The sequence below is a fragment of the Amycolatopsis pittospori genome (genome assembly GCF_013870525.1).
Taxonomy (GTDB): Bacteria; Actinomycetota; Actinomycetes; order Mycobacteriales; family Pseudonocardiaceae; genus Amycolatopsis; species Amycolatopsis pittospori.
Window position 1 is genome coordinate 1 of the sequence record NZ_JACBXD010000054.1, and the last position, 19,363, is coordinate 19,363.

A 19,363-nucleotide genomic window follows, 5' to 3' on the forward strand; every position below is an offset into this window, starting at 1 on the left:
GGCCGGTCACGCCGAGTACGGCGTAGCCGGCGCGGTTGAGCTTGCCGGTGGCGCCGCGCGGGGGCGCCACGGACACGCGTGCGCTCGAATCAGACCCGTCGGGACGGGGCATGTGCTGGCTCCTCGGATGGGGGACTTCGGGGAGTTCGAAACGACCGCTGGTCGCTTCCGGCTACCCGGGCGAGGTAGCCTAAGTGGGGACCCGGCGCGGAGATTATCACCGACGCCTCACCGTCTGCGAACGACAGTGAACGTTGTGTTCACCCTCCGCAATCATCCGCATGGTGCACGATAGGGGTCGTGAGTGAGGAAGAAACGCACATCAGGCTGACCGCGTGGGTGCACGGCCGCGTCCAGGGTGTCGGTTTCCGCTGGTGGACCCGCAGCCGGGCGCTTGAGCTGGGACTTGTCGGCAGCGCGGGCAATCTGGCCGACGGACGTGTCGAGGTGGTAGCGGAGGGTGTTCGTGACCACTGTGAGCGGCTTTTGACGGCTCTGCGATCGGGAGAATCACCCGGTAGTGTGGATCGCGTCGTCGAGCGCTGGTCGCCGGCGAAAGGCGGGATCACCGGCTTCGTGGAACGCTGATCCGGCTCGTAGGCCCCCGCCTCCCACTCCCGCGGCCGGCGCACAGGTAGCCTGGGCCGATTGAACGACCGGTTCCCGCAGCCAGAGGGGTCAGCACGACGTGCACCTGAAGAGCCTGACGCTCAAGGGCTTCAAGTCCTTCGCCTCGGCGACGACGTTGCGTTTCGAGCCGGGCATCACCTGTGTGGTCGGACCGAACGGGTCCGGCAAGTCGAACGTGCTCGACGCGCTCCGCTGGGTCATGGGCACTCAGGGCGCCAAGGATCTGCGCGGCGGCAAGATGGAGGACGTCATCTTCGCCGGGACCGCCGGCCGGGCCCCGCTCGGGCGCGCGGAGGTCACCCTCACCATCGACAACGCCGACGGCGCGCTGCCGATCGAGTACTCCGAGGTCTCGATCACCCGCCGCATGTTCCGTGACGGCGCGAGCGAGTACGAGATCAACGGCGACCGCTGCCGCCTGATGGACGTGCAGGAACTGCTGTCGGACTCCGGTATCGGCCGCGAGATGCACGTCATCGTCGGGCAGGGTCAGCTGTCGGCCATCCTCGAATCCAAGCCCGAGGAGCGCCGCGCCTTCATCGAAGAGGCCGCCGGCGTCCTCAAACACCGCAAGCGCAAGGAACAGACCCTGCGCAAGCTTGCGAACATGCAGGGCAACCTCGACCGTCTCGGCGACCTCACCACCGAGTTGCGCCGCCAGCTCAAGCCGCTGGGCAAACAGGCCGAGATCGCCCGCAAGGCGCAGTGGGTGCAGTCCGAACTGCGGGACGCCCGGCTCCGGCTGTTCGCCGACGACCTGGTCACCCAGCGTTCGGGTATCGCCAAGGAAGAGGCCGACGAGCGGGTCGCCCGCCAGCGTCGCGCCGAGGTCGAGCAGGCGCTGGAGATCGTGTCCGCCGAGGAGGCCGAGCTCGAAGCCTCGCTGGCCGAGGACGCGCCGCGTCTGGCCGCCGCCCAGGAGACCTGGTACAAGCTTTCCGCGCTGACCGAACGGTTGCGCGGCACGGTCCGGCTCGCGCTGGAGCGTCAGCGGCACCTCTCGTCGGACGTCCAGCACGCGAGCAACGGCCGCGACCCCGACGAGCTGGAGGCCGAGGCCGAGCAGGTCGCCGAGCGCGAGCAGGAGCTCAACGAGGCCGTCGCCGAGGCGCGGATGGTGCTTTCGGAGACCGTCCAGAAGCGTGAGCAGCTCGAACATCTCGTCCAGGCCGCCGAGCGCGCGCATATGGCCGCCGTCCGCGCGATCGCGGACCGCCGGGAAGGGCTCGCGAAGCTCAGCGGTCAGGTCGAGGCATTGCGCAGCAAGAACGGCGCCACCTCCGACGAGATCGACAGGCTCACGGTCTCGCTCGAAGAGGCCGCCGAGCGCGCGGAGATCGCCGTCGAGGAACTGGAAGAGGCCAAGGCCGAAGGCGGCGTCGAGGAATCCGACGACTTCGACCTGCAGGCTCACCACGATCGCGCGGTGGAGGCCAACAACGCCGCCAAGGCGCGGGTCGAGGAACTGGTCAAGGCCGAGCGGACGGCCGAACGCGAGATCGCGTCCGAGAAGGCGCGCGTCGAGGCGCTCTCGATGGGCTTGCGCCGCAAGGACGGCGCGGGCGCGCTGCTCGGCGCTTCGCACGAGCTGCCCGGGCTGCTCGGTTCGGTGGCCGCGCTGCTCACCGTCGAGGCCGGCCACGAGGTCGCGCTGGCCGCGGCGCTCGGCCCGGTCGCCGACGCGGTCGCGGTCACTGGCGGCGCCGACGCGCTCGCCGCGCTGAAGTTCTTGAAGGACAACGACTCCGGCCGTGCGGGCATCCTGCTCGGTGGGCTGGAGTCCGTTGTGGACACCAGTGCCTGGCCCTCGCTGCCCGAGGGTGCGCGCTGGGCGCGTGAAGTGGTTTCGGCGCCGTCCGCGCTGCGGTCCGCGGTCGAGCACGCGCTCGACCGGGTGGCCATTGTGGACGGTCTGGAATCCGCGCGCCGGCTCGTCGAGGTGTACCCCGAGGTCAGCACGGTCACGCGCGAGGGCGACGTCTTCGGTGCCCGCTGGGCCGTCGGCGGTTCGTCCCGCAGCGAGAGCGTCATCGAGGTGCAGGCCGCCGTCGACGAGGCCGGCGACCGGCTGCGCACCGCCGAGCGCGCGCTCGAACGCGCCGCCGCGGAACTCGAAGGCGCCCGCGCCGAGCAGCAGGCCCGCCGCGAAGAAGTCGGCCAGGCCAAGGAAGCGCTCGGCGACGCGAAGGTCCGCAAGGCCCGGTCTTCCGAACGGCTGAACCGGATGCAGCAGGCCGCGCGTGCCGCGCAGGCCGAGATGGAGCGGCTGAGCAACCAGCGCGCCAAGGTCGAGCAGAGTCGTGAACAGGCGCTGGAGCAGCTCGCCGAACTCGAAGAACGGCTGTCCGCGGTCGCCGACCAGGAGGTCGACGAGGATCCGGACACCGCCGAACGCGACCAGGCCGCCGAAGACCTCGGCACCGTTCGCCAGGAGGAGATGGAGTCCCGGCTCGCGCTGCGCACCGCCGAGGAGCGTGCGCGGAGCATCCAGGGCAAGGCCGAATCGCTGCGCCGGGCCGCGTACGCCGAGCGGCAGTCCCGCGAACGCGCCGAAAAGGCCCGTGCGGCAAGGAAACGCGGTGCCGAGATCGCCAACGCCGTCGTCAACGGTGGTGAGATCGCGCTGGAGCGGATCGAGGTTTCCGTACAGCGCGCCGCCCACGAGCGGGACCAGGCGCAGGCACAGCGGCAGTCGCGTGAGACCGCGCTGACGCAGGTGCGCAGCAAGGTCCGCGAGCTGACCGGCGAACTGGAGAAGCTCACCGACGCCGTCCACCGCGACGAGGTGCTGCGCGCCGAACAGCGGCTGCGGCTGGAACAGCTCGAAACCAAGATCGCCGAGGACTTCGGTATCGGCCTCGAAGACCTCGTCGCCGAGTACGGCCCGGAGAACCCGGTGCCGCCGAGCGCGGGGGAGATGGCCGAGTACGAGGCGGCCAAGGAGCGCGGTGAGGACGTCACCCAGCCGCCGCCCATGCCGTACGACCGCGACACCCAGGCTCGCCGGGCGAAGCGCGCGGAGAAGGACCTGAGCCTGCTGGGCAAGGTCAACCCGCTGGCGTTGGAGGAGTTCGCGGCGCTGGAGGAGCGCTACAAGTTCCTCTCGACCCAGCTCGAAGACCTCAAGGACACCCGCAAGGACCTCGAAGCCGTCATCAAGCAGGTCGACGAAAAGATCCTCGAGGTCTTCGCGTCCGCGTACGAGGACGTCGCGCGCGAGTTCGAGACCGTGTTCAGCGTGCTGTTCCCAGGCGGCGAGGGCCGCATGGTGCTCACCCAGCCCAACGATCTGCTTTCCACCGGCGTCGACGTCGAAGCGCGCCCGCCGGGTAAGAAGGTCAAGCGCCTTTCGCTGCTCTCCGGTGGCGAGAAGTCGCTGGTCGCCGTCGGCATGCTGGTGGCGATCTTCCGCGCCCGGCCTTCGCCCTTCTACGTCATGGACGAGGTCGAGGCCGCGCTCGACGACACCAACATGCGACGGCTGATCGGGCTGCTGGAGCAGCTGCGCGATTCTTCGCAGCTGATCATCATCACCCACCAGAAGCCGACCATGGAGATCGCCGACGCCCTGTACGGCGTGTCCATGCAGGGCGACGGCATCACCAAGGTGATCTCACAGCGGCTCCGGACCGCCGAAGAGGATCCGGTTCCGGCCTAGTGGCCTACTTCGCGGCCCAGAAGGCGTAGTCGGCCGAGTACTGGACGGCCGTCTGCGCTCCGGCCGCGCAGGTGCCCGCCGGGGCGACCCCACCGCGGGTCTTGAGCCGTTGCACGTAGGTGATCTTGCCGAAGATCCCGTCGCCGCTGTTCAGGTTCGCCTTCAGCAGCAGTTCCGGCACCGCGTCCGGCCGGGGGCTGGACGCGCCGGGAACGGCCGCCGCGCCCACCGTGCTGCCGTCCACAGTGGACGTCCACACCGGACCCTTGCTGTGCAGTGCGATCGTCCGGCCGCGGTGGCTCAGCGTCGCGGCGGGCTGGATGAGGCTCCAAGCGCCGTTCGTGCAGCCGTAGATCTGCACGCCCTCGCCCCGGTATGTGGCGACGCGCTGGTTGCCGTCCGGCACCTTGATCGCGGCGGGCACGACGGTGTCGGTCGTCGCATACGCGGTGGCGCCGCCGCCGAGTAGCAGTGCGCCGACCGCGATGGACACGGTTGCTCGCTTCATCGTTCTCTCCCTCTCCTCGCCCGCCGTCTCCAGGCGGGTCCCGCAGCCGACACGGAAGAGAGGGAGAGAACGTTCAGAAAAGTGACCCAGGTCACACTGATGAAGATTCCTTCACGTCCTCGGCGAGCGGGTCCGCGCTGCTGTGCCGGAGTGACAACAGCCCACCGACGACGAGCGTGATCACCACGCCGCACAGCGTGTACCAGGGCCACGCCAGCGCCACCGTGTTCCCGGACGCCTTGGTGAAGTCGATCCCGATCAGGGTGCCGTCGGGTTTGTTGAACTTGACGCCGAGGATGACGAACGCCATCACGACCACCGTCGTCACGAAGGCCACGATCGCGTCCGCCTGCTTGGCGCGCTTGAACAACAGACCCAGCAGGAACGCGCCGAGCAGCGCTCCGTAGGTGTAGCCGGTGATGCCGAGTGCCTGCACCACGATCGGGTCGGCCGAGGTCTTGTTGGAGGAGGCGAAGAACCCCGCGCACAGGATCAGCGCACCCGCCCAGACGACCGTCCAGATCCGGCCGTGCTTCAGCCTGTCGGCCTCCGGCAGCTGCCTGCCGATCACCCGTTCGTAGACGTCGGTCACCGTGGACGAGGCCAGCGCGCCGAGCGACGAACTCAGTGCGGCGGCGAGGATCCCGGCGATCACGAAGCCCGAAAGCCCGCTCGGCAGGTCGTTCACGATGAAGTTCGCGAACAGTTCGTCCTTGTTCGCCAGCCCGAGGCCTTCCGGCTTCGGCTTGGTCGGCGCCAGGCCGTTGTACAGCGCCCACAGCAGCACGCCGATGAACAGGAACAGCGCGAACTGGATGAACACCACGAAACCGCTGGCGACCAAGGCCTTCCGCGCGGCGCGCAGGTCGTTGGTGGCCTGGAGGCGCTGCACGATCAGCTGGTCCGAGCCGTGCGACGCCATCGAGAGCACCGCGCCACCGATGACGGCGGTGAAGAACGCGTACTGCCCGGTGAGCATGTTCGAGGAGAAGTCGAAGATCTGGAACTTGTTGGCGTCGACGGCCTTGCCGAACCAGCCGTCCGGCAGCCTGCCGGAGATCGCCCAGATCACCACGATCGCGCCGAGGATGTACCAGAGCATCTGGATCGCGTCGACCCAGACGACCGCGCGGACCCCGCCGAAGAAGCTGTAGAGCACCATCGCGATGCCGAGCCCGACGACGATGGTCCAGTACGAGACGTTCAGGCCGTAGGCCGCCATCACCACCTTGATCGGGATCGCGGTGGCGAACAGCCGGATGCCGTCGGCCAGGGTGCGGGTGAGCAGGAACGTCACCGACGCGGTGCCCTGCAGTCCGCTGCCGAATCGTTTGCCCAGGAAGGCGTACGCGGTGACCAGGTTGCCGGCGACATAGCGCGGCAACAGCACCATCGACACGACGATCCGGCCGGCGATGTACCCGATCGCCAGCGCGAGGTACGTCATCCCGCCTTCGCCCGGGGTGGCGATGTAGGCCACCGTCGGCACGGAAAGCACGGTGAGGGTGGACGTCTCCGCGGAGACCACCGAGAGGCAGGCCACCCACCAGGAGATCTTGCCTTCACCGACGAAGTAGTCGGAGCCGGATTTCTGCTTGCCGCCGATCCAGACGCCCAGCAAGGGCATACCGACCAGAAAAAGCCCGATGATCGCGAGGTCAAGTGCGCGCATCCATATCTCCTATCGCTCGCCGGTCGTCGCCGCTACCCGTAACCGGGTCACGGTTGAGGCATGGGGGGCGGGAAGCCGCAGGGGACCCGCGCCGGGGGTGATGCTGCCGAGCAGCCGGTCGCCCCGCGCACCGGTCGCCGACGGGAGGTTCCCCGGGACGCCGGACCAGGTCAGCCAGCCGAGCAGAATGGTCAGATATGCCTCTTTGCCCGCGCGTGGCAGCCCGTGGTCGTCGCTGGTCTTCAGCGCCGTACCGGGCAGGTTCTTGGCGAGCGAGGCCATCAGCGCCGGATTGTCGGCGCCGCCGCCGGAGACGATCAGCGTGGCGATGCCGTGGCGACGGCACTCCGCGGCGATCGTCACCGCGGTGAGTTCGGTCAGCGTCGCCAAGAGATCCTCGTCCGAGATCGGCGGAAGGCCGCCGAGCGCGGCGTCGAGGTAGCCGGCGTGGAACAGTTCCTTGCCCGTCGACTTCGGCGGCGCGGCCGGGTAATACGGGTCGAGCAGGAGTTTCGCCAGCAGATCGGGCCGGACGTTCCCGCGGATGGCGAGCGCTCCGTCGATGTCGGCGCGCTGTCCGGTGGCGCGGTGCGCGGCGATGTCCATCAGGGCGTTGCCGGGCCCGGTGTCGTAAGCCAGGACTTCGCCGTCGGCGGGGACCACGGTGATGTTCGCGATACCGCCGATGTTCACCGCGGCGACCGGGCCGAACGCCGTCATGTCCCGCAGCCACAACGCGTCCAGCGTGCTGGCCAGCGGCGCGCCGTGCCCGCCCGCCGCGACGTCGCGCACACGCAGGTCGGCCACCACCGGCAGGCCGGTGCGTTCGGCGATCCACGCCGGATTCCCCAGTTGCAGCGTGCCGCGAGCGGCGCCGTCTTCGACCCAGTGGAACACCGTCTGGCCCAGTGAGGCGACGACGTCGGCCTTGCCACCGGCCAGTTCGTCGACGCCGCGCGCGGCCGCCTCGGCGAAGGTCTGGCCCACCAGGGTGTCGAGTTTCGTGAGTTGTTCGGCGCTGCAGGGGTTCGGCGGCAGCGCGTCGAGCAGGTCTTGCCGGAGCGCTTCGGGATAAGGGACTTCGAGCCGGCCGAGCGGGACGAGTTCCACGGTGTCGCCGTGGGCGCGCAGTTCGGCGGCCGCCACGTCGATCCCGTCGATCGATGTGCCGGAGATGAGTCCGATCACCCGGACCCCAGTGCCGGAAGAAACCGTCATTCTTCAGTGGTCTAGCCCTCTTTCCCGAGGCTGCGCAAGCGGACACGTTTCTTCTTGTCCGAAATGAGTCTTATCCAGTGGGTACTTGACAGGATCCGCTTCCTCCCTGTGGGGCGGCGGAGCCGGGCCGGGTGCGGATGCGAAGATGACGCCGTGTCGAGCACCCCCTGGTTCTGGATCGTTGTCGTTGCCGTCGTGGTCCTGGTCGCCGTATTGGTGGCCGGGCTGCTCATCGCGCGCCGCCGCCGGATCAGCCTGGACGAGTCCAAGGCTGCCGAGGCCGTCGAGCGCGCGAAGCCGAAGGGTGGCGGCTACACCGCGACCGGCGGGATCGCGCTCGCTCCGGGCGGTGAGAAGACCGAAGAAGCCGAAGAGCCCGAGCATCCGGTCGAGGACCGGCCCGAGGTCGACGGCCAGCCCGCGGTCGGGGACGACGCGGCGGTCCCGCGGGATTCCGCGCAGCGCACCGTGCGCGACGTCGAACTTCCCGAGCCTGCCGAAGTCACCGAAGAGCCCGCACCGGCCCCCGCTGAGGACATCGAGCCGGCGGCCGGACGGCTGGAGCGGCTGCGCGGCAGGCTCGGCAAGTCGCGTTCGGTGTTCGGGCAGAGCCTGCTCGGTCTGCTGGGCGCGGGCGACCTGGACGAAGACTCCTGGCAGGACGTCGAAGACACGCTGCTCATGGCGGATCTGGGCGCCGCGACGACCACCGAGATCGTCGAGCGCCTGCGTGACGAGCTGAAGCGCCGTGCCGTGCGGACGTCCGAGGAGGCGCGCGCGGTTCTGCAGGAAGTGCTCACGGCCGCCCTGTCGACCGACGCGGTCCGCTCCGTTCGCGCGCTGCCGCACATCGTCGACGGCGTGAAGCAGCCCGCCGTCGTGCTGGTCGCCGGGGTCAACGGCACCGGCAAGACCACCACCACCGGCAAACTCGCCCGCGTGCTCGTCGCGCAGGGGAGCACCGTCATCCTCGGCGCGGCCGACACCTTCCGCGCCGCCGCCGCCGACCAGCTGCAGACCTGGGCCGAGCGCGTGGGCGCGGAGGTCGTACGCGGCAAGGAAGGCGCGGACCCGGCGGCCGTCGCGTTCGACGCCGTCAAACGCGGCACCGAGGCGGGCGTGGACGCGGTCCTGGTCGACACCGCCGGCCGACTGCACACCAAGACCGGCCTGATGGACGAGCTCGGCAAGGTCAAGCGAGTCGTCGAGAAGCAGGCGAAGGTCGACGAGGTGCTGCTGGTCCTCGACGCCACCACCGGACAGAACGGGCTCATGCAGGCCCGCGTGTTCTCGGAGGTCATCGACGTCACCGGCATCGTCCTGACGAAGCTGGACGGCACCGCGAAGGGCGGCATCGTCTTCCAGGTGCAGCGCGAACTCGGCGTGCCGGTCAAGCTGGTCGGCCTCGGCGAGGGACCGGACGACCTGGCCCCGTTCGAGCCGGGCGCCTTCGTGGAGGCTCTGCTCAGCAACTAGTCACGTGCAATGAATGGCCCGTTACTTGCAAAATTTGCAAGTAACGGGCCGTTCATTGCACGCGGTCAGACCGTGACAGGGACGTTCTCGTCGGTCGCGACCGGAGCGGTCTTCTTGTCCCGCATCACCAGGAAGGCGACCACCGCCGCGGCCAGCACGCCCACCGCGCTCACCAGGAACGTCGTCGACATCGCCGAGGTGAACGACTCGCGGGCCGCGGTGATCAGGCCCCCGTCACCGGTGGCGAAGGCGTCGCCGATCGAGAGCCGTGCCTGCGCCGGGGCGGATTCGGGCATCTGCGAGGTGAACAGGGTGGAGACGACGCTGCCCAGGATCGCGATGCCGAGCGCGGCGCCCAGCTGCTGGATGGTGTCGTTGAGCGCCGAGCCGACGCCGGCCTGCTCCTCGGGGACCTCGCCCATCAGCGCCGCGATCGCCGCCGGCATCGCCAGCCCGCCGCCGGCGCCGAGCAGGAACAGCGCGATCGCGGGCAGGAGGAAGCCTTCGTTCGTCGACAGTGTCGCGAGCATCCCGAATCCGGCCGCCATCACCGCCATGCCGAACGTGGCCAGCGTGCGGTTGCCGATCTTCTGGCCCAGCGTGGCGCCGAGTGTGTTGCAGAGCAGCGAAGCGATCGCCATCGGGATGAACGCCAGACCTGCCTGGGTCGGCGTGTAGCCGAGGACGAACTGCAGGTACTGGGTCAGGAGCAGCAGCAGACCGCCGTTGCCGACCTGCACCAGCGTGAGCGACAGGCTGCCGCCGCTGAAGTTGCGCTTGCGGAACAGCTTCAGCGGGACCATCGGCGACGGCGTGTGCCGCTCCCAGGACACGAAACCGGCCAGGCTCACAACGGCGATCGTCAGGGGGATCAGCGTCCCCGCCTCGGTGATGCCGTGCTTGGGCAGTTCGATGATCGTCCAGACCAGTGCGGTCATGCCGGTGGCGGAAAGGATCGCGCCGAGCGGGTCCGGCTTCTGCCAGGGGCCCCGGGACTCAGGCATCAGCGTGAGCGCCGCGATCACCGCGACGACGACGATCGGCACGTTGATCAGGAACACCGCGCCCCACCAGAACCAGGCGATCAGCACGCCGCCCAGCACCGGGCCGCCGATCATGCCGAGCATCGCGACCGCGCTCCACGCCGCCATCGCCTTGCGGCGCTCTTCGTCGTCGAAGACGGTGATCAGGATCGACAGGGTGCTCGGCATGATCAGGGCGCCGCCGACGCCCATCACCGCGCGGGCCAGGATCAGTTCGAGCGGGTTCGCGGCGAACGCGGCCACCAGTGACGCCACCCCGAACAGGGCGAGTCCGATGATCATCACCTTCCGGCGCCCGAAGCGGTCGCCGAGGCTTCCCGAAGTGAGCAGCAGGCCGGCGAACACCAGGATGTAGGAGTCCAGCACCCACTGCGTGTCCTGGGCGCTCGCCCCGAGGTCTTCGGCCAGCGGCGGCACGGCGACCGTCAGCACCATGTTGTCCACGACCAGCACGAGCGTGCTCAGGCAAAGGACGATCAGAATCCACCAGCGGCGCGGGTCGCGCCCTTGTGTCGAGTTCATCGGATACCCCCGGAGAAGTAGTTGCGTACATTGTTCCGCTGTTGCGCACACTGTACGCAGAAGCTCGCAGCGTGCGCAAGGGGGCACGTCGTGCGCTAAAATGAGGGCATGTCAGTCGAGGAGCAGCCGATCCAGTCGGTGTGGACCCGTCCCCGCCGGAAGCGTGACCAGCCCGCGTTGAGTCAGGCGCAGATCGTCGCCGAGGCCGTCCGGCTCTTGGACGTCGAAGGCGTCGACGCGCTGAGCATGCGCAGGCTGGGGACCGCGCTGAACGCGGGCGCGACGTCGCTCTACCGGCACGTGGCCAACCGTGACGAGCTGATCGAGCTGGTCGTCGACGAGGTCTACGGCGAGATCACCGTGCCGGACGGCGACGACCCGGCACGGTGGCGCGAAGGCGCCATTGTCGGTGCGCAGAGCGTGCGGGCGATGATCCTGCGGCACCCGTGGATCGCCTCGTTGCTCGGCTCGGTCGGCCTGTCGTACCTCGGACCGAACGTCATGCGGCTCAACGAGCGGCTGCTGGCCGTCTTCGTGAGCGCGGGATTCCCCGGCGACGAGGCGGAACAGGCGATCAGCGCCGTCATCTCCTATGTCATCGGCATGGGGACGAGCGAGGCGGCCTGGCTCACGACGATCGCGAAAAGCGGTCGAAGCGAGCGTGAATGGGCGAAGGAACTGCGTCCCGCCGTCGAGGAGGCGGCGCGGGACCATCCGCACCAGCGGGCACGCCTCGTCCACGACGACGTCGAGGCCGACCCGGAGCTGCTCCGGGACGAGAAGTTCCGCTATGGGCTGGACAGGATGCTCGACGGGTTGGAGACCAGGCTCAAACGGTGACCCCGTCACGCGTGAGGGTGGAACCGAGCGAGGTCGCGATCCGCTGCACCGCGGGCGCGATCCGCTCGACGGCCTCCATCGTCAGCCGTCCCGAAGGTCCGGACACCGAAACCGCGGCCGGCACCGGCGCGCCCGGGACCGCGACGGCCACGCAGCGGACGCCGAGTTCCTGTTCGGCCTCGTCGAGCGCGTAGCCCTGCTGGGCGATCTTCGCCAGCTCACGCAGCAGCGCGTCCTGGTCGGTGAAGGTGTGCTCGGTGTACGAAGGCATGCCCGTCCGCGAGAGCAGCGCCGTGACGTCGTCGGACGGCAGATGCGCGAGCATCGCCTTCCCGACACCGGTGCCGTGCGGCAGGAGACGCCGTCCGACCTCGGTGAACATCCGCATCGAGTGCTTCGACGGCACCTGGGCGACGTAGACGACCTCGTCCCGCTCCAGCACCGCGAGGTTCGCCGTCTCGCCGACCTCGTCGACCAGTTCCGCGAGCAGTGGCCGTGCCCACGAGCCGAACTGCATGCTGGCGTTCTCGCCCAGCCGGATGAGCCGGGCACCCAGCGCGTACCGGCGGTTGGTGTTCTGCCGGACGTACCCCAGATCCACCAGCGTCCTGATCAGGCGATGGATGGTCGGCATCGGCAGCCCCGACAGGGTGGCCAGCTCCGAAAGACTGGCCTCGCCCCCGGTGTCCGCGAGATGCTCGAGGAGCTCGAAGGCCCGTTGCAGGGACTGGACGCCGCCGTCGCGTCCGTTCTTCTCCGCCGCCACGTGGCCCTCCTTACGTCGGCGTTGATGTTCCGCTATGCAGAAACTATAGTCCGTCATGTAAAACCGTAGGGACGTCTTGTATTAAGGATGTCACTGTCTATAGCCGATCTTTTCCGACGCGGGGTGTTTCACATGTCTGACCAGATCTCAGCCCAGGTGCTCGGTGCGCCCGTCGAGCGTGGAGGCGAGATCCTCACGCCGGAGGCACTCGCCTTCCTCGCCGGCCTGCACGAAGCCTTCGCCTCCCGCCGCGACGAGTTGTTGCAGGCCCGGAGCAAGCGCCGCGAAGAGGCCCGGACCACCGGCAAACTCGACTTCCTGCCCGAGACCAAGGAGATCCGCGAGGGCGACTGGCGGGTGGCCGAGGCCCCGCCCGCGCTGCGCGATCGCCGCGTCGAGATCACCGGTCCGACCGACCGCAAGATGACCATCAACGCGCTGAACTCCGGCGCCAAGGTCTGGCTCGCCGACCTCGAGGACGCCAACACGCCGCACTGGGCGAACGTCGTCTCCGGCCAGGTCAACCTGTACGACGCCATCCGCGAGAACATCACGCTGGAGAGCGGCGGCAAGAGCTACGCGCTGAAGGACGACGTCGAGCACGCGACCATCGTCGTCCGCCCGCGTGGCTGGCACCTCGACGAGCGCGGCCTCTCCTTCGGCGGGCGCCAGGCCGTCGGCGCGCTGGTCGACTTCGGCCTGCACTTCTTCCACAACGCGCAGGAACTGCTCAACCGCGGTAAGGGCCCGTACTACTACCTGCCGAAGATGGAGAGCCACCTCGAAGCCCGGCTCTGGAACGACGTCTTCACCCACTCGGAGAAGACACTCGGCATCGAGCACGGCACCGTCCGCGCGACCGTGCTGATCGAGACCATCCCGGCCGCGTTCGAGATGGAGGAGATCCTCTACGAACTGCGCGAGCACGCCTCCGGCCTGAACGCCGGCCGCTGGGACTACCTGTTCAGCGTCATCAAGTACTTCCGCGACGCGGGCGAGAAGTTCGTGCTGCCGGACCGCAACTCGGTCACCATGACCGCGCCGTTCATGCGCGCCTACACCGAACTGCTGGTGCGCACCTGCCACAAGCGCGGCGCGTTCGCGATCGGCGGCATGGCCGCGTTCATCCCGAACCGCAAGGACCCCGAGGTCACCGCGGCCGCGCTCGACAAGGTCCGCGCGGACAAGAGCCGTGAGGCCGGCGACGGTTTCGACGGTTCTTGGGTCGCGCACCCCGGCATGGTCGACATCTGCCGCGAGGAGTTCGACAAGGTCCTCGGCGACAAGCCGAACCAGCTCGACCGCACCCGCGACGAGGTCTCCGTGACCGCGGACCAGCTGCTCGACGCGGCCTCGACTCCGGGGAGCGCGACCGCCGCCGGTCTGCGTGCGGCCGTCGACGTCGGCATCCGCTACATCGCCTCCTGGCTGGGCGGCAACGGCGCGGCGGCGATCCACAACCTGATGGAGGACGCGGCCACCGCGGAGATCTCGCGTTCGCAGGTCTGGCAGTGGGTGCGCAACGGCACGCAGCTCGACACCGGCGACAAGGTGACCGAGGAACTGGTGCGTGGCGTGCTGGCCGAGGTCCGCGGCGAACTGGCCGCCGAGATCAAGCCGGAGCTGCTGGAACCCGCCGTCGAGCTGTTCGAGCAGGTCGCGCTCGCCGACGAGTTCCCGGACTTCCTGACGCTGCCCGCCTACGAGCGGATCAAGTAGAGCGATGGGGAACGGGCGGCTCACCGAGGACGTCTACACCACCGCTGACGCGCGCCTCGCAGAGGCGGACGCGCGCGTCGCGGCCAAGTACCCCGGCGAGCCGCCCGGCCGCCAGCCCGTGCACACCGTGTACGTGCCCGCGTCGCGGTACAAGACGCGGCTCGTGGCGGACTGGGGCAAGCAGGCGCTGCGGGTCTTCGGCGAGCACGCCGACGAACTCGGGCTGGACGCGGACGTCGCCGACCGTGTCCGCACCAAACTGCTGACCGAGCCGATCGAGGATCTGCGGATCGATTTCGAGGACGGCTACGGCAAACCGGGTGACGACGAGGAGGACGCCACCGCGCTCGCCGCGGGGCGGACCCTCGCCGTCACGGGCGGCACGCCGTTCGTCGGCATCCGGTTCAAGAGCTTCGAAGCGGCGACCCGGCGTCGCGGCATCCGCACGCTGGATCTCTTTTTGGCCGGGCTGCTGGAAAGCGGTCCGCTGCCCGACGGCTTCGTCGTCACGCTGCCGAAGGTGACCGCCGTCGAGCAGGTCGAAGTCGCGGCGGATGTCCTGGAGCGCCTCGAATCCGCGTACGGCCTGCCCGAGGGCGCGCTGCGGTTCGAAGTCCAGATCGAGACCGCCCAGTCCATTGTGGACGTCGATGGTACGGCGGCCGTGCCGCGGATCATCCAAGCCGCACGCGGCCGGTGCTCGGGCTTGCACTACGGGACTTACGACTACAGCGCGGGTCTCGGCATCAGCGCCGAGTATCAGAGCATGGAGCATCCGGCCGCCGATTTCGCCAAGCAGTTCATGCAGGTTTCCGCCGCGGGCACCGGTGTCCGGCTCTCCGACGGCTCGACGAACAAGCTGCCCGTCGGTGACGCGATCCTCCCGGCCTGGCGTGAGCACCTGCGACTGGTCCGGCGTTCGCTGGAGCGCGGTTTCTACCAGGGCTGGGATCTGCATCCGCATCAGCTTCCGACGCGGTTCGCCGCGACGTACGCGTTCTTCCGTCAAGGTCTTCCCGCGGCGCTGGGACGGTTGCGGGACTACGCGGACCAAACCGATCGTGGCGTGCTGGACGAGCCGGCGACGGCGCAGGCTTTGGCGAGTTTCCTGGTGCGAGGCCTGGATTGTGGCGCCGTCGACGAAGGTGAACTCTCGTTCTCGCGGTCCGAATTGGACAAGTACGCACGACGCGTGGTGTGAGCAGCGGCTGAGGGAGCGTCTCTCGTGGCAGGCGTTCCCTCAGCCGCTGCTCGGCCCGTGCCGACTCAGTTCGCCGGCCGCGGGTCGGTTTCTTCCCGGTGGTGGACGGATCTCGCGACGAGCGCCAGCATGGCGAGCTGACCTGCGATCGTTCCGGCCGTCGCCCACGTCGGGAAGGTGGCCGGAACCACCTGCAACGTCAGCGCCGGACCGAGAACGGCTCCGAACACCACCAGCGTGTCGAGGATCGTGGTGAGCAGCCGGTGTGTCTGGCTCGCCGGCACCGCCGCTTCCGCCTTCAACTCCGACGTCTCGATCCTGACGCGCGCGAGCCGGGTCGGTGTTCCTTCCCAGCTCATCATCATTTCGTCGGGCGTGTCGTCCACGCCCTCGATTTCAGCACCCATGCGTTGTGCCCCTTTCTTGCCCAGTCAGGCGAGCCGGGGTCGGCGCGTCAAGCTGGGGACCACACTGGGGACAGTCGAGCCCGTTGCTCGGCTGTGAAGGCGACCAATCAACTCCCCCGACTTGGCCGGTCGCCTTCTCCCCTTCGGGAGCCCTCGTGCGTGAAAGCTGTGGTCGCGCTTTCGTGGTGGTACCCGCCGCATGGTGACGGGCCTGCATGAGGGTTGCTGTCGTGGCGCTTACTGTAGCGCCGGTCACAGTGCCTCGACAACCCATTCCACACAGATTCGGTGTCGAAAATGTGGTGAACAAGAACCTTCTGTGCCATGATTACGTGCGCGGCGCTCTGGGCCGCAGGGGAAAGGAGCGGGTATGCCATCGGTTGAAGAGACCGCGACCGGCCGTCCCGCGGTGGTCGATCGCGTCAATGTCGCGCTGATCGCCGAGGCGGTCGACGCCCTGGGCAAACTGCAGGAGCGCACGGGCTTGAAGAAGGTCGACCTGGTCAACCGGGCGTTGCTGATCTACGAGTTCGTGGACGCCGAACTCCGCGCGGGCAAGCAGGTCGTGCTGCGCGATCCGGACGGGCAGGACCAGCTGGTGAAGATCTTTCTCTGAGTAACACCGGTGGAACATTCACCGCTTAGGTTCCGCACATGTCGAAACCTGGTGGGCGCTGGTACAAGTCGCTCTTCGTGCAACTGCTGGTCGCGGTCGTCGCCGGTGTCCTGATCGGACACCTCTGGCCGGGCCTCGGCGCCGGCCTGAAACCGGTCGGCGACGGCTTCATCCGGCTGATCAAAATGATCATCGCGCCGCTGATCTTCTGTGTCGTGGTCACCGGGATCGCCGCCGTCGGCGACCTGAAATCCGTTGGCCGGATCGGGCTGAAGGCGCTCCTGTACTTCGAGATCGTCACGACGTTCGCGCTCGTGTTCGGGCTCCTGATCGCCAACGTGTTCCGGCCGGGCGACGGGCTCGACATCGATCCCGCGACGCTCGATCCGAACGCGGTGGAGAAGAAGACCGCAGGCGGCCAGCTGCCGTCGATCGGCGACTTCCTGCTGCACACGATCCCGGACAGCGTCATCAACGCCTTCGCCGAGAACCAGCTACTGCAGGTGCTGGTGTTCGCCGTGTTCTTCGGTCTCGCGCTCGCCGCGATCGGCCGGGAACGCGCGCCGCTGGTACTCGGGTTCGTCGATCAGGTCCAGCAGATCATCTTCAAGGTGATGGGCTGGATCATGCGCGTCGCGCCACTCGGTGCGTTCGGCGCGATGGCTTTCATCATCGGCCAATACGGGATCTCGACGCTCGGGACCTACGCGAAACTCATCGCCGCCTGCTACGGCGCCGGACTGCTGTTCGTCCTGATCCTGGCCGCGATCGCCCGGTTCTACGCGGGTGTCTCGGTCTGGCGCTTCCTTCGCTACGCCCGCGAGGAATTCCTGCTGGCCCTCGGCACGGCCTCGACCGAGTCCGTGATGCCGCGGATCATGACGAAACTGACCGACGCCGGTTGCTCCCGAGCGGCAACCGGACTCGTCGTACCGACCGGCTACTCCTTCAACCTCGACGGCGCGACGATCTACCTTTCGATCTGCACCGTCTTCCTGGCGCAGGCGTTCGGTGTCGACATGTCGCTCGGCCAGCAGCTACTGGCCGTCGGGATCCTGATGCTGACTTCGAAGGGAATGGCCGGCGTGCCCGGCTCGTCGTTCCTCGCCCTGTCCGCGACCGCCGCCGCGATCGGCGCGTTCCCGGTGGCCGGGGTGGCTCTGCTGCTGGGCGCGGACCGGCTGATGGACTCGATGCGCGTTTTCGTGAACCTGCTGGGGAACTGCGTGGCGACGTTCGTGGTCGCGAAGTCGGAGAAACAGCTGGACCGGGAGAAGATGGTGGCGGTGCTGGAAAAGCGGGAACCGGCGGCCGCGGGTGGTGGGCTGGTGTCGTGAGGGGTGCGCGAGATCCGTCTCTAAGCACGCGAGTCGCGCCTTCGCCCCGACCGCCACATCAGGGACGCCTCGCCCATCATCGGCCCAGCTCCCGACCACGACAGGCCGGTCAAGTGTTCACGATGTCCTGAACTCGGGCATCGCGTTCTAACGTCACTGCCACTCGTTACCCACATGACATGGTGCGGTCGGGTGGGCATGCCGAAGGGCCCGTCGCCGGTGCGGCAGACAGGCTCTTCGGGTCGTGCGGGGTCAGGCTGCGGTGCGGTGGAGGGTGTTGCGCCGGGGTAGTCGGAGCGGGTCCCGGTATTGGGGTGGGATGAACTCGGGTAGCCCGTCGGCGGCCATGCGGACTTCCCATTCGCCGTGGTGGATCAGGCGGTGGTGGAAGCTGCAGAGTAGGACGAGGTTGCGGAGGTCGGTCCGTCCGCCGTCTGCCCAGTGGTGGATGTGGTGTGCGTGACAGCCTTTCGGCCGCCGGTGACAGCCCGGGAAGGCGCAACCGCCATCCCGGATGTTCAGGGCACGGCGTTGGCCCGGGGTGACGAACCGTCTGAGCCGTCCCACATCGAGAGGCTCACCGGCCGCGTTGAGCACCACGGGCAGCATCAGGCAGTCGCAGGCGGCCATGCGGGCGTCGCGGGCGGTCATCTCCCCGACGAAATCCAGGCACGCGGTCCCAAGCCCGGTCTTGAGCTCCTTGAGACCGATGGTGACGTGCACCAGGGTCCGGTAGCCGTTGGTGCCGGGCTGGTCCGGGCAGGCGATCGCGAGATCCAGGAGGTCCGCGAACGCGTCACCTTGACGTTCGGGCTTGGTACGCCAATCGGCCTCGCCGAACTCGTCGACCGGGCGGGGTTTGGAGTAGGCCTCGATGAACGCTGCTGTGCGGGCGCCCAGCTCGTCATCTAGAAGACCCTTGAGGTTCCAGAAGCCGTCTTTGCGGCGCTCCACAGTGAGTTCACGGCGCGGCTGGGCAGGTTCGGGATCCTTCGGCTCTTTGCCGTCGGGGTCGAGCCATGCCAGCATCTGCTTCGCACATTTCGCGATCTCCGAAGGCCCGGCATCACGGCCAAGATTCGCGAGCTGATTCTCCGCACACGCCCGATCCTCGGGTGAAGTCTCGGCCGGGATCTGCTGCAGTGCCCTCAGAATCTGATCGATCCGCTCGTCACCGACCAGCCCTTCGGCGGCGACAGCGGCGGTGGCGGGAGCGAATGGCGGGACTTCGGTGCCATCAAGCGCACGCGTCGGATTCAACGCGACCGCACGCTTCACCACATCCCCCGCCTCACCACGGGTCAGACCCGCAAGATCGGCGAACCACGCCTCCGTAGTCCCATAACCGTACAAATCCTTGGCGCCCCGAGACTCGATCTCCGCCAAGAACCGCCCCAGTCCGGCGGCGGCGATCCGCATCATTTGCAGGAAGTGTTGCGCCCCATGGGCAAGCTCCAGCTTCCCGGCACGCCACAACTCCTGCGGCAGCTCAGGAAGAACGGGAACCTCGGTCTCGGACACCCCTCAAGAATACCACGTCTTAATCGAACACGTGTTCGTAATTTTACGCAACCGGGAAATGGTGCGGATACCACTGAAGGGTGATCCGGTCATCGCGAGTCGACTACCGTACGAAGGCATCGCATTTAGTCGACTAAATGCGCCAGGCTGGGTCCGGCCAGGTCAGCGATGCCTTTCGCAAGGAAACGCTACGCAGGAGATTTCGCATTTAGTCGACTAAATGCGAAAT

General features: G+C 68.2%; 15 protein-coding genes. 8 read left to right on the forward strand and 7 right to left on the reverse strand.

Annotated features, from left to right (window positions below; all coding sequences use genetic code 11):
- Positions 1–300 precede the first annotated feature (300 nt).
- A complete protein-coding gene (locus H5J31_RS26445) occupies positions 301–588 on the forward strand; it encodes an acylphosphatase (RefSeq protein ID WP_181775350.1) in 288 nt (95 codons plus the stop codon).
- 100 nt (positions 589–688) lie between these two features.
- The gene (gene smc, locus H5J31_RS26450) at positions 689–4,288 is read left to right on the forward strand and encodes a chromosome segregation protein SMC (protein ID WP_181775351.1); all 3,600 of its coding nucleotides are present in this window, start codon (positions 689–691) and stop codon (positions 4,286–4,288) included.
- A 4-nt stretch (positions 4,289–4,292) separates the two neighbouring features.
- Here smc and H5J31_RS26455 read toward each other — a convergent pair whose 3' ends face one another.
- The 3 genes from H5J31_RS26455 to H5J31_RS26465 form a co-directional block, all read right to left on the reverse strand.
- Entirely contained in the window at positions 4,293–4,796 is a 504-nt protein-coding gene (locus tag H5J31_RS26455) for a DUF3455 domain-containing protein (protein WP_181775352.1), read from the reverse strand.
- Positions 4,797–4,887: 91 nt separating this feature from the next.
- Positions 4,888–6,468, reverse strand: coding sequence for a sodium:solute symporter (locus H5J31_RS26460; protein ID WP_181775353.1), 1,581 nt, complete (start codon positions 6,466–6,468; stop codon positions 4,888–4,890).
- 9 nt (positions 6,469–6,477) lie between these two features.
- A complete protein-coding gene (locus H5J31_RS26465; protein WP_181775354.1) occupies positions 6,478–7,686 on the reverse strand; it encodes an anhydro-N-acetylmuramic acid kinase in 1,209 nt (402 codons plus the stop codon).
- A 153-nt stretch (positions 7,687–7,839) separates the two neighbouring features.
- Here H5J31_RS26465 and ftsY point away from each other — a divergent pair, with 153 nt between their 5' ends.
- On the forward strand, positions 7,840–9,162 hold the full coding sequence (gene ftsY, locus H5J31_RS26470; protein ID WP_181775355.1) for a signal recognition particle-docking protein FtsY: 1,323 nt from the start codon (positions 7,840–7,842) through the stop codon (positions 9,160–9,162).
- Positions 9,163–9,227: 65 nt separating this feature from the next.
- Here the strand turns inward: ftsY and H5J31_RS26475 are convergent, their stop codons facing one another.
- On the reverse strand, positions 9,228–10,727 hold the full coding sequence (locus H5J31_RS26475) for an MFS transporter (protein ID WP_181775356.1): 1,500 nt from the start codon (positions 10,725–10,727) through the stop codon (positions 9,228–9,230).
- Between the two features lie 108 nt (positions 10,728–10,835).
- Here H5J31_RS26475 and H5J31_RS26480 point away from each other — a divergent pair, with 108 nt between their 5' ends.
- Positions 10,836–11,567 (forward strand): TetR/AcrR family transcriptional regulator, encoded by a 732-nt coding sequence (locus H5J31_RS26480; RefSeq protein ID WP_181775357.1) that lies wholly within the window; start codon positions 10,836–10,838, stop codon positions 11,565–11,567.
- Here H5J31_RS26480 and H5J31_RS26485 read toward each other — a convergent pair.
- Positions 11,557–12,333, reverse strand: coding sequence for an IclR family transcriptional regulator (locus H5J31_RS26485; protein WP_181775358.1), 777 nt, complete (start codon positions 12,331–12,333; stop codon positions 11,557–11,559). The genes H5J31_RS26480 and H5J31_RS26485 overlap by 11 nt on opposite strands.
- Before the next feature lie 132 nt (positions 12,334–12,465).
- Between H5J31_RS26485 and aceB the strand changes: the two genes are divergently transcribed.
- Positions 12,466–14,052 (forward strand): malate synthase A, encoded by a 1,587-nt coding sequence (gene aceB, locus H5J31_RS26490; RefSeq protein ID WP_181775359.1) that lies wholly within the window; start codon positions 12,466–12,468, stop codon positions 14,050–14,052.
- A 4-nt stretch (positions 14,053–14,056) separates the two neighbouring features.
- Complete coding sequence (locus H5J31_RS26495; protein ID WP_181775360.1) at positions 14,057–15,253, forward strand: DUF6986 family protein; 1,197 nt, start codon at positions 14,057–14,059, stop codon at positions 15,251–15,253.
- Between the two features lie 65 nt (positions 15,254–15,318).
- On the opposite strand, the gene H5J31_RS26500 is transcribed toward H5J31_RS26495, so the two are convergent.
- Positions 15,319–15,660, reverse strand: a complete 342-nt coding sequence (locus H5J31_RS26500; protein WP_181775361.1) for a hypothetical protein — start codon at positions 15,658–15,660, stop codon at positions 15,319–15,321.
- Between the two features lie 370 nt (positions 15,661–16,030).
- Here H5J31_RS26500 and H5J31_RS26505 point away from each other — a divergent pair, with 370 nt between their 5' ends.
- Together H5J31_RS26505 and dctA are read left to right on the forward strand one after the other, a co-directional pair.
- Positions 16,031–16,276: a hypothetical protein gene (locus tag H5J31_RS26505; RefSeq protein ID WP_101609689.1), complete on the forward strand. Its 246-nt coding sequence runs from the start codon at positions 16,031–16,033 to the stop codon at positions 16,274–16,276.
- 38 nt (positions 16,277–16,314) lie between these two features.
- Entirely contained in the window at positions 16,315–17,613 is a 1,299-nt protein-coding gene (gene dctA / locus H5J31_RS26510) for a C4-dicarboxylate transporter DctA (RefSeq protein WP_181775362.1), read from the forward strand.
- Between the two features lie 252 nt (positions 17,614–17,865).
- Here the strand turns inward: dctA and H5J31_RS26515 are convergent, their stop codons facing one another.
- Positions 17,866–19,134, reverse strand: a complete 1,269-nt coding sequence (locus tag H5J31_RS26515) for an HNH endonuclease signature motif containing protein (protein WP_181775363.1) — start codon at positions 19,132–19,134, stop codon at positions 17,866–17,868.
- Positions 19,135–19,363 lie beyond the last annotated feature (229 nt).

What these genes read in the sequence shown, in the direction of transcription:
- H5J31_RS26455 (WP_181775352.1), bottom strand. Translation starts at nt 4,796, where the DNA reads ATGAAGCGAGCAACCGTGTCCATCGCGGTCGGCGCACTGCTACTCGGC.
- H5J31_RS26460 (WP_181775353.1), bottom strand. Translation starts at nt 6,468, where the DNA reads ATGCGCGCACTTGACCTCGCGATCATCGGGCTTTTTCTGGTCGGTATG.
- H5J31_RS26465 (WP_181775354.1), bottom strand. Translation starts at nt 7,686, where the DNA reads ATGACGGTTTCTTCCGGCACTGGGGTCCGGGTGATCGGACTCATCTCC.
- H5J31_RS26480 (WP_181775357.1), top strand. Translation starts at nt 10,836, where the DNA reads ATGTCAGTCGAGGAGCAGCCGATCCAGTCGGTGTGGACCCGTCCCCGC.
- H5J31_RS26475 (WP_181775356.1), bottom strand. Translation starts at nt 10,727, where the DNA reads ATGAACTCGACACAAGGGCGCGACCCGCGCCGCTGGTGGATTCTGATC.
- dctA (WP_181775362.1), top strand. Translation starts at nt 16,315, where the DNA reads ATGTCGAAACCTGGTGGGCGCTGGTACAAGTCGCTCTTCGTGCAACTG.
- aceB (WP_181775359.1), top strand. Translation starts at nt 12,466, where the DNA reads ATGTCTGACCAGATCTCAGCCCAGGTGCTCGGTGCGCCCGTCGAGCGT.
- H5J31_RS26495 (WP_181775360.1), top strand. Translation starts at nt 14,057, where the DNA reads ATGGGGAACGGGCGGCTCACCGAGGACGTCTACACCACCGCTGACGCG.
- H5J31_RS26500 (WP_181775361.1), bottom strand. Translation starts at nt 15,660, where the DNA reads ATGGGTGCTGAAATCGAGGGCGTGGACGACACGCCCGACGAAATGATG.
- H5J31_RS26505 (WP_101609689.1), top strand. Translation starts at nt 16,031, where the DNA reads ATGCCATCGGTTGAAGAGACCGCGACCGGCCGTCCCGCGGTGGTCGAT.